The organism is Pedobacter sp. 01N416 (assembly GCF_056399685.1).
Window position 1 is genome coordinate 1 of sequence record NZ_JBFTRT010000221.1, and the last position, 7,710, is coordinate 7,710.

9 protein-coding genes are annotated in these 7,710 nt (G+C 38.0%); 6 read left to right on the forward strand and 3 right to left on the reverse strand.

The annotated features are described in order from the left end of the window. A partial coding sequence (locus AC1DND_RS13655; protein WP_477582345.1) for a Crp/Fnr family transcriptional regulator occupies positions 1-487 on the reverse strand: 487 nt, incomplete at its 3' end. Positions 488-645: 158 nt separating this feature from the next. On the opposite strand from AC1DND_RS13655, the gene AC1DND_RS13660 reads away from it, so the two are divergent. After that, complete coding sequence (locus tag AC1DND_RS13660) at positions 646-1,005, forward strand: DUF4180 domain-containing protein (protein WP_477582347.1); 360 nt, start codon at positions 646-648, stop codon at positions 1,003-1,005. Between the two features lie 3 nt (positions 1,006-1,008). On the opposite strand, the gene AC1DND_RS13665 is transcribed toward AC1DND_RS13660, so the two are convergent. After that, a complete protein-coding gene (locus AC1DND_RS13665) occupies positions 1,009-1,455 on the reverse strand; it encodes a VOC family protein (protein ID WP_477582348.1) in 447 nt (148 codons plus the stop codon). A gap of 134 nt (positions 1,456-1,589) precedes the next feature. Here AC1DND_RS13665 and AC1DND_RS13670 point away from each other — a divergent pair, with 134 nt between their 5' ends. The 3 genes from AC1DND_RS13670 (at position 1,590) to AC1DND_RS13680 (ending at position 4,747) form a co-directional block, all read left to right on the forward strand. Continuing rightward, the gene (locus AC1DND_RS13670; protein ID WP_477582349.1) at positions 1,590-2,285 is read left to right on the forward strand and encodes a TIGR02117 family protein; all 696 of its coding nucleotides are present in this window, start codon (positions 1,590-1,592) and stop codon (positions 2,283-2,285) included. Between the two features lie 114 nt (positions 2,286-2,399). Next, entirely contained in the window at positions 2,400-3,836 is a 1,437-nt protein-coding gene (locus tag AC1DND_RS13675; RefSeq protein ID WP_477582351.1) for an MBOAT family O-acyltransferase, read from the forward strand. 2 nt (positions 3,837-3,838) lie between these two features. Further along, positions 3,839-4,747 (forward strand): hypothetical protein, encoded by a 909-nt coding sequence (locus AC1DND_RS13680; protein ID WP_477582353.1) that lies wholly within the window; start codon positions 3,839-3,841, stop codon positions 4,745-4,747. Position 4,748: 1 nt separating this feature from the next. Here AC1DND_RS13680 and AC1DND_RS13685 read toward each other — a convergent pair whose 3' ends face one another. Further along, positions 4,749-5,561 carry an alpha/beta hydrolase gene (locus AC1DND_RS13685; protein ID WP_477582354.1) on the reverse strand — a complete coding sequence of 271 codons (813 nt, stop codon included), beginning with the start codon at positions 5,559-5,561 and terminating at the stop codon, positions 4,749-4,751. A 183-nt stretch (positions 5,562-5,744) separates the two neighbouring features. Between AC1DND_RS13685 and AC1DND_RS13690 the strand changes: the two genes are divergently transcribed. Next, positions 5,745-6,452 carry an esterase family protein gene (locus AC1DND_RS13690; RefSeq protein WP_477582356.1) on the forward strand — a complete coding sequence of 236 codons (708 nt, stop codon included), beginning with the start codon at positions 5,745-5,747 and terminating at the stop codon, positions 6,450-6,452. 102 nt (positions 6,453-6,554) lie between these two features. Continuing rightward, complete coding sequence (locus AC1DND_RS13695) at positions 6,555-7,610, forward strand: ATP-grasp domain-containing protein (RefSeq protein ID WP_477582357.1); 1,056 nt, start codon at positions 6,555-6,557, stop codon at positions 7,608-7,610. Positions 7,611-7,710 lie beyond the last annotated feature (100 nt).

Below are 7,710 nucleotides of genomic sequence, written 5' to 3' on the forward strand. Positions count from 1 at the left end.
GATGGTATTTGATCAGATCGAGATAACGCTGTTCGGGTGTTTTAAAAACAAAACTCTCGGCCCTATCCATAGCGATATTAAATGCCTCCTGCGCCAATAGGCGCCCGAAAGTTTCCCATTGATGAGATTGCTGATACAGCTGCAATAAATCATCTATATGAATGTAAACTACTGTGGCATCGGTCATAGCCTGCGTGTGGTAATCGCATGGCAGCTGATTGATAAAACTCTTAAAGGTAACGACAAACTGATTGCCTGAATAAAGAAAGACATTTTTCTCCTCACCACTTTTCTCATCAACAACATAAGAGCGGAATACCCCATCAATGATGAATCCTAAAAATTTACAGACCGTTCTGTGTTGATTATAGAAATCGCCTTTTTTATATTGTTTTATTTTCCAATGAGGTTTTGAAGGTGCAAACGCTTCAGCGTCCATTTTAGCAAACTGGGAGAAAGCATAAGCAACAATGTCGATTTCTTGCATCTTCTAGGAGGTTAATTGACTTTAAAAGCTAATATCGCTATAAATTCTAAAACATGACGAACAGGTTTAAGCCAGATCCTCCTGTTAAAAGCATAATTTTTATATTAGCAGCAAGGAAATGAATATCATTACCTTTACCTGCCTATTAAAATCAACAGATGAAAATTGAATCACATACCATAAACAATACCAATATTGCCGAAGTTCTTTCGGAAGAAATAATTATTAATAACGCAGAAGACGGGCTAGACTTATTGGGAAACTTATACTACCAGGGTTTTGATAAAATTATTATACACCAACAGAACATCACACCTGCTTTCTTCGACCTGAAAAACGGGATAGCAGGAGAAATCCTTCAAAAGTTTTCAAATTATCGTGTAAGCCTGGCCATTATTGGCGATTTTAGCCCATATCAAAGCAAAAGCATTAAAGATTTTATTTACGAAAGCAATAAGGGCAAACACATCAATTTTTTAGGTTCGACAGCTGAGGCCCTAACAAAACTAGCAGGATAAAATTTATATGCTTAACCAATCCTCATAAGAAATCACACCCAGTTCTGGTTTAGCCCCTCCTTCTAAAATGGCTATAAATTCTAATGCATGTCCGTCAGGATCATTAAAGTAAATAGCCAAAGCGGGCATCCAGGCGAAAACCATTGGTTTGTGATTTCCATTGTTTAGAAAATTATAGGGCTTTAGGTTTTTGGATTCGAGAAAGTTAACCGATTTATCCAGTACATCATTTACATCACAACGAAAGGCAAAATGCCTGATATCAATCTCATTTTTTAGCTTTTCCCAGATTCCCAACATGGCTTCTTTTGGCTTGCCGATCCAGAAAAAGGCAATTTTACGTTCTTCTTCATAATGGCATTGTGTTAAGCCCAAAGTATTGCTGTAAAAATCGATCGATCTGGCTAGATCTTCAACATAAATATGTGTTTCAAACAGTCCTTTTATCATATAGTGAAGGTAGAGATAAGTTATAGCCACAAAAAATCGTGTTTTTCGATACCGCCATCAATAAAATCGATATCTGGAGCTTAATGGGTTACCAAAAACTCAAATCCTGTATTAAGAATAAATAACCCATCGAAATGAACAAAAGACTTTTAAAATATGCAGGCAGGTGCAGCATTGCTTTTATCGCATTGATTGGGCTTTATTTTCTAATCGCCTTTTGTTGCTCACGCATTACCGTAAATGCTCATCCTTCAAACACTAAAGAAATTGCCATATATATAATGACTAACGGCGTACACACTGATATCATCGTTCCGGCTGTTAGTGCAGAAATGAACTGGACAAAAGAAATCAGTTACCAAAATACGCTTAAAGCCGATAGCACTTATCAATACCTGGCTATGGGCTGGGGCGATAAAAAATTCTACCTCGAAACGCCAGAATTCTCTGACCTTAAACTCAGTAACGGCCTACGGGCAATCTCCGGACTGAGTACATCTGCTATGCACACCACCTATTACAAAAACATACGGGAAGATGCGAGCTGTAAGAAAATTATCATCAGCAAAGCGCAATATCGACAACTGATCGATTATATTTTAAATAGTTTCAAAAAGGACGAAACGGGACATTTGATCAAGGTTAAATCGAACATCCATTATGATATTGGTGATGCCTTTTACGAAGCAAAGGGAAGTTACAGCATTTTTAAAACCTGCAATACCTGGGCAAATGCAGCACTAAAATCTTGCGGACAAAAAAGCTGTTTATGGACCATTTTCGACACCGGTATTTTTTTAAAATATCTTGATAAAAATACCGTGAAATAACTATACAGGTATTTTACACCTTTAAGCAATTCTGCGTACAAATTTACCCGTCGTATTAATCGGACAGCACAAAGCGTTAATTTTATTCTTAAACGAAGTATTAACCTTAACGCTATGCTGTTCAACTCTTTTAGCTTTGCTGCTTTCCTGCCCATAGTTTTTATACTCTATTGGGTTCTGGGGAAAGAACGTTTAAGATCTCAAAATATATTATTGCTGGGTGCCAGCTATTTCTTTTATGCCTGTTGGGATTGGCGGTTTATGTTCTTACTCATTTTTTCCACATTACTGGATTATTTCACTGGGTTAAAAATGATGGAAAGCAAAAATAACAGGACTAAAAAATTTTGGTTCTGGCTGAGTATTTCCATCAATCTCGGTTTTTTAGGCGTATTTAAATACTATAATTTCTTCGCCGATTCTTTCGCTGATGCTATTGCAAATTTTGGCCTTCAGGTAAACCCATGGACATTAAAAGTCATTTTACCTGTTGGTATATCATTTTACACTTTTCATGGCCTGTCATACGTAATCGATATTTATAAGAACCGTATACCGGCAGAAAAGAGCTTTATCGATTATTCTTTATTTGTGAGTTTTTTTCCACTACTAGTTGCCGGTCCGATAGAACGGGCAACACACCTGCTTCCTCAGATCAAAAAAGAAAGATCTTTTGATTACAGCAGGGCGATTGATGGCTTACGGCAGATTTTATGGGGCTTGTTTAAAAAAATCGTCATTGCCGATCAATGTGCCAATTATGCCAACATGATTTTTAACCATTCTGGAGAATATTCGGGGAGCACTTTATTGCTCGGCGCCATCCTTTTTGCCTTTCAGATTTATGGCGATTTCTCTGGCTATTCTGATATCGCTTTAGGTACAGCACGTTTATTTGGGATAGAGCTGTTAAGAAACTTTGCATACCCCTATTTCTCCAGGGATATTGCCGAATTCTGGCGTAGATGGCATATCTCGCTATCCACCTGGTTCAGAGATTATCTTTACATCCCCTTAGGCGGAAGCAAAGGCGGAACCTGGGCAAAAGTGAGGAACACGTTTATCATCTTCCTTGTGAGCGGTTTTTGGCATGGCGCCAACTGGACTTTCATCATCTGGGGCTTATTAAATGCGCTGTACATTATGCCCTCGATAATTTTCAACACCAACCGTTCGAATCTGGATACCGTTGCACAGGGAAAGACATTTCCAAGCTTAAAAGAATTAGCAGCAATTATATTAACATTTGGATTAACAGTTTTCGCCTGGATATTTTTCAGGGCAAATTCTGTACAGCATGCGTTCAATATCATATCAACCATTGGTTCCGAATCGTTTTTCAGCATTCCTCAAATACTGCCGATTAAACTATTTCTATTACTCGCCTTGTTTATACTAATCGAATGGAATGGCAGGATGGAGCAATATGCTATTGCCAAATTCGCCTTATCGTGGCCAAAACCAGTAAGATGGGGTATTTATTATGGCCTTGTTCTGGTGATATTCTTTTTCGCAGGGGCGGAACAGCAATTTATTTACTTTCAATTTTGACTATGAAAAAATTTATTAAATACATCGCCGTTTTTATATTGCCAATTATCCTTTTAGCTGTTCTTTTCGAAGTTCTGATCAGGAGGATCCCAAACGATTACGGGTATAAAAAAAGCTATCTCGATCATCATGCTAAAGAAGTAAACATTTTATTTCTGGGCAGCTCACATGTGTATTATGGTATTAATCCAAAGTATATTAAATCGAGTTTTAATGCAAGTTACATTTCACAATCCTTTGATTATGACCTGGAGATTTTAAAAAAATATAGTAACCAATGGACCCATTTAAAATATATCGTTATTCCTGTTGATTACTTTTCGTTTTATGGCCGACTTGAGAACAGCCCTGAAGCATGGCGGGCAAAAAATTATCGCATTTATTACGATATCAATACCGATCATAAAATTTTCAACAGTACAGAAATGCTAAGCAATAAACTCGACATCAATTTAAGCCGGCTTTTAAACCACTATGTTAGAGGCGAAAATGATATTAGCTGTAGCAACCTGGGCTGGGGATCGAACTACAAGGCTATTAACCACAAAGATTTAGTCAAAAGTGGTTCAACTGCCGCCGCACGGCATACTGCGAAAGATAATCTGCAATATTTAACTAACCTGCATTTATTGGATGAAATTATTGCCTTTGCAGAGCACAAACATATTAAGGTTATATTGTTTACCAGTCCGGCCTATAAATCTTATGTATCACATTTAAGCAAAAAACAGTTGAATACTACACTTTCTACCATCAAGAAATTGAATACCTCACACACTACAATCAAGTATTTTAACCTTTTACAGGATAGCTCATTCCATGCGCAGGATTTTTACGATGCCGACCACCTTAACGAAATTGGCGCAAAAAAATTAAGCTTAAAAATGAATGTGCTTCTGGGTAAGATATAAGCTAAACTTCAAATGCCCAGTCTAAAAAGGCAGGCATTACACTTTCCCAAGTTTGAACATCGTGTTTGCCACCAACTTTTTCGTAGTAAAAAACATTTTCAGGCCGTTTATAGCCCTTATTCAAGAGTATTTTAACAACATCAATCGTATCATCGATGGAATCGATGATCATATTTTTATTCCGATCAGCCTTCTCATCTTCCGTTCCGGTCATTAACCAGAATTTCATATCGGGCCTGGTAGAGGTACTTTCTAGCTTTGCATGCATAATTCGATCTGCATCAGTATACCCTTCTGTCAGGTCTTTTTTTCTCCACCAAAATGCTCCAGAAAAAACACCGATGGCATCAAAAGCGGAAGGATTATTCCAGGCAATATCAAAAGCAGACAAACCGCCCAAAGAAAATCCCGCAAAACCTACTTTACCGGTTATCGGCATCGCAATTTTCTTTTTAACAAAAGGCAAAAGCTCTTTGATCACGAAATCGCTGTATAAATCGGCTTTCGCTCCACGCCCTTTAAAATCGGGCACACCCGCTACACCATATTCCATTAGTCGATCTTCTGATGCTTTAATGGCCACAACAATTAACCTGTGGTTTCTTTTGCCATGATGGGCTTCTTCCAAAATCCGGCTAAAATCCATTTTGGCCACATCCTGCCCATCATTTAATAAAAGAAGCTCTATTTTTTCATTGCCTAAAATACCTTCGGGTGTATAAATATCTATTTCTACCTCATGCTTTAAATAAGCTGAGGGTATTTTAAAGTTGCTGGTATTAACTTTTACCGATAAAATTGTGGTATACATCATAATCAAAAATCCCCTATCACATGGCTATCGCCTCAGAATTAGGGTGCAAAGGTACAAATCTCCGTAAACTATTAATTACCATGGGTCAATTTTTACAATACACCTTTAATTTGCTTCATTTTACTACTCAAACAATTCTTTTTATAGATTTTAATTTATACCTTAAATCATTCAATTTTTATTATGGTTAAAGAAGAACATAAGAAATGGTACAGCCCGAATTTAAGTGGCGAAATCGACATGCTCATCTTTGGTCACGGTGGTATCCCTATCCTACTGTTCCCGACAAGCATGGGTCGATATTTTGAAACCAAGGATTTCAAACTGATAGATTCTGTTGAGGGATTTATCAATGAAGGAAAAATTAAGATCTATTGCCCCGATGGCGTTGACAAGTTAAGCTGGTACAACAAAAGTATTCATCCTGCCGACAGGGTTAAAAACCACATCTGGTACGACAAATATTTATTGGAAGAAGTAGCCCCTCTGGCAAGGCAAGAAACYGGGCACAGCAAAATTATTACTGCTGGCTGTAGTTTTGGAGGCTATCATGCTGCTAATTTCGCTTTCAGGCATCCCTGGTTGGTTAGCCATATGTTTAGTATGAGCGGGGCTTTCGATATTTCTGGCCAGTTGGATGGTTTTTATAATGATGATGTTTATTTTAACAATCCGGTTGATTATCTGCTGAATAATAGTAACCCCGAACTGCATTATATGAAAATTGTTTTGGGCACAACAGACCGCGACATGTGCAGGCCTGACAATGAGCGTTTATCCGGCATTTTAAACAAAAAGGGCATCGACCACTGGCTTGATATCAGACAGAATGCAGATCACGATTGGCCCATCTGGAGAGAAATGTTTCCAGATTATATTGCACAGCTTTAGTTTAGTCCAAAGTCGACAGTCTTAAGTCCCGAGTCGATTTAGGATATAATTATCAAACAATTAACCGATTAACCAGTTAAACATTTAAACTAAAATTTACCAATGAAGAAAATAGGGATTTTATTTGGACAGGAACGCTCTTTTCCTGAAGCCGTAATCGAAAGAATTAATCAAAAAGCAGAAAAGGGCATAACCGCCGAAGCAGTTAAAATCGACAAAATATTTCAGAATGCTCCATTAGGTTATTCGGTAATCATCGATCGTATTTCGCAAGATGTACCGTTCTATCGCGCATCATTAAAAAATGCCGCCATTACCGGAACTGCCGTAATTAACAACCCATTTTGGTGGAGTGCCGACGAGAAATTTTTCAATAATGCGCTGGCCGAACAGATTGGCGTACCCGTACCCAAAACGGCCTTAATACCATCACGAGAGCACCCTACAGGAACCACTGGAGAATCTTTCTCTAATTTAACCATGCCTTTAGATTGGGATGCCATTTTTGAATACACTGGTTTTCCGGCCTATATGAAACCTTATGATGGTGGTGGCTGGAGAGATGTTTATAAACTTCATGACAAAGAAGATTTTTTTGATAAACATAGTGGCACACAACAATTAGTGATGCTTTTGCAGGAAGAAATCATTTTCGAAGAATATTTCAGGTGTTATTGTATTGGCGGCAAATATGTCCGTATTATGCAATATGACCCGCGGAATCCGCATCACTTGCGTTATGCCACTGAGAGCAAAGCGCCAGATGCAAAGCTGCTTAAAACTGTAGAAGAGTACACCCTAAAACTATGCAAGTATTTAGGATACGATTTTAATACGGTAGAATTCGCGGTGCGCGATGGAGTGCCTATTGCGATCGATTTCTGTAACCCTGCTCCTGATGCTGATATTAAAAGCGTTGGTCAGGAAAATTTTGATTGGGTAGTAGAAACTACTGCAAATTATGCTATTGAAAGGGCTAAAGCGCAAAAAGACGGACAGGATAATTTAACCTGGGGCGAATACATTAAATCGTCGGTTAGTGGCAAACCATTAATTGCGAAAGTTACCCCGAATGTGGCTAAAGTTGCCGCTCCAAAGAAATCGACAACAGCAGAAAAAACACCAGCAAAACCTAAAAAAGCTGCACCAAAAAAATAATTGGGATTTAAATTTTAATCAATCTAAGGATGAACGAGTTTACGCTGGGCATAGAAGAAGAATACATGGTAATTGATCCCGTTACCAGAGAGCTTACTTC

Coding starts and splice junctions, on each gene's coding strand:
- AC1DND_RS13695 (WP_477582357.1), top strand. CDS start 6,555: ATGAAGAAAATAGGGATTTTATTTGGACAGGAACGCTCTTTTCCTGAA.
- AC1DND_RS13665 (WP_477582348.1), bottom strand. CDS start 1,455: ATGATAAAAGGACTGTTTGAAACACATATTTATGTTGAAGATCTAGCC.
- AC1DND_RS13670 (WP_477582349.1), top strand. CDS start 1,590: ATGAACAAAAGACTTTTAAAATATGCAGGCAGGTGCAGCATTGCTTTT.
- AC1DND_RS13685 (WP_477582354.1), bottom strand. CDS start 5,561: ATGATGTATACCACAATTTTATCGGTAAAAGTTAATACCAGCAACTTT.
- AC1DND_RS13675 (WP_477582351.1), top strand. CDS start 2,400: ATGCTGTTCAACTCTTTTAGCTTTGCTGCTTTCCTGCCCATAGTTTTT.
- AC1DND_RS13680 (WP_477582353.1), top strand. CDS start 3,839: ATGAAAAAATTTATTAAATACATCGCCGTTTTTATATTGCCAATTATC.
- AC1DND_RS13660 (WP_477582347.1), top strand. CDS start 646: ATGAAAATTGAATCACATACCATAAACAATACCAATATTGCCGAAGTT.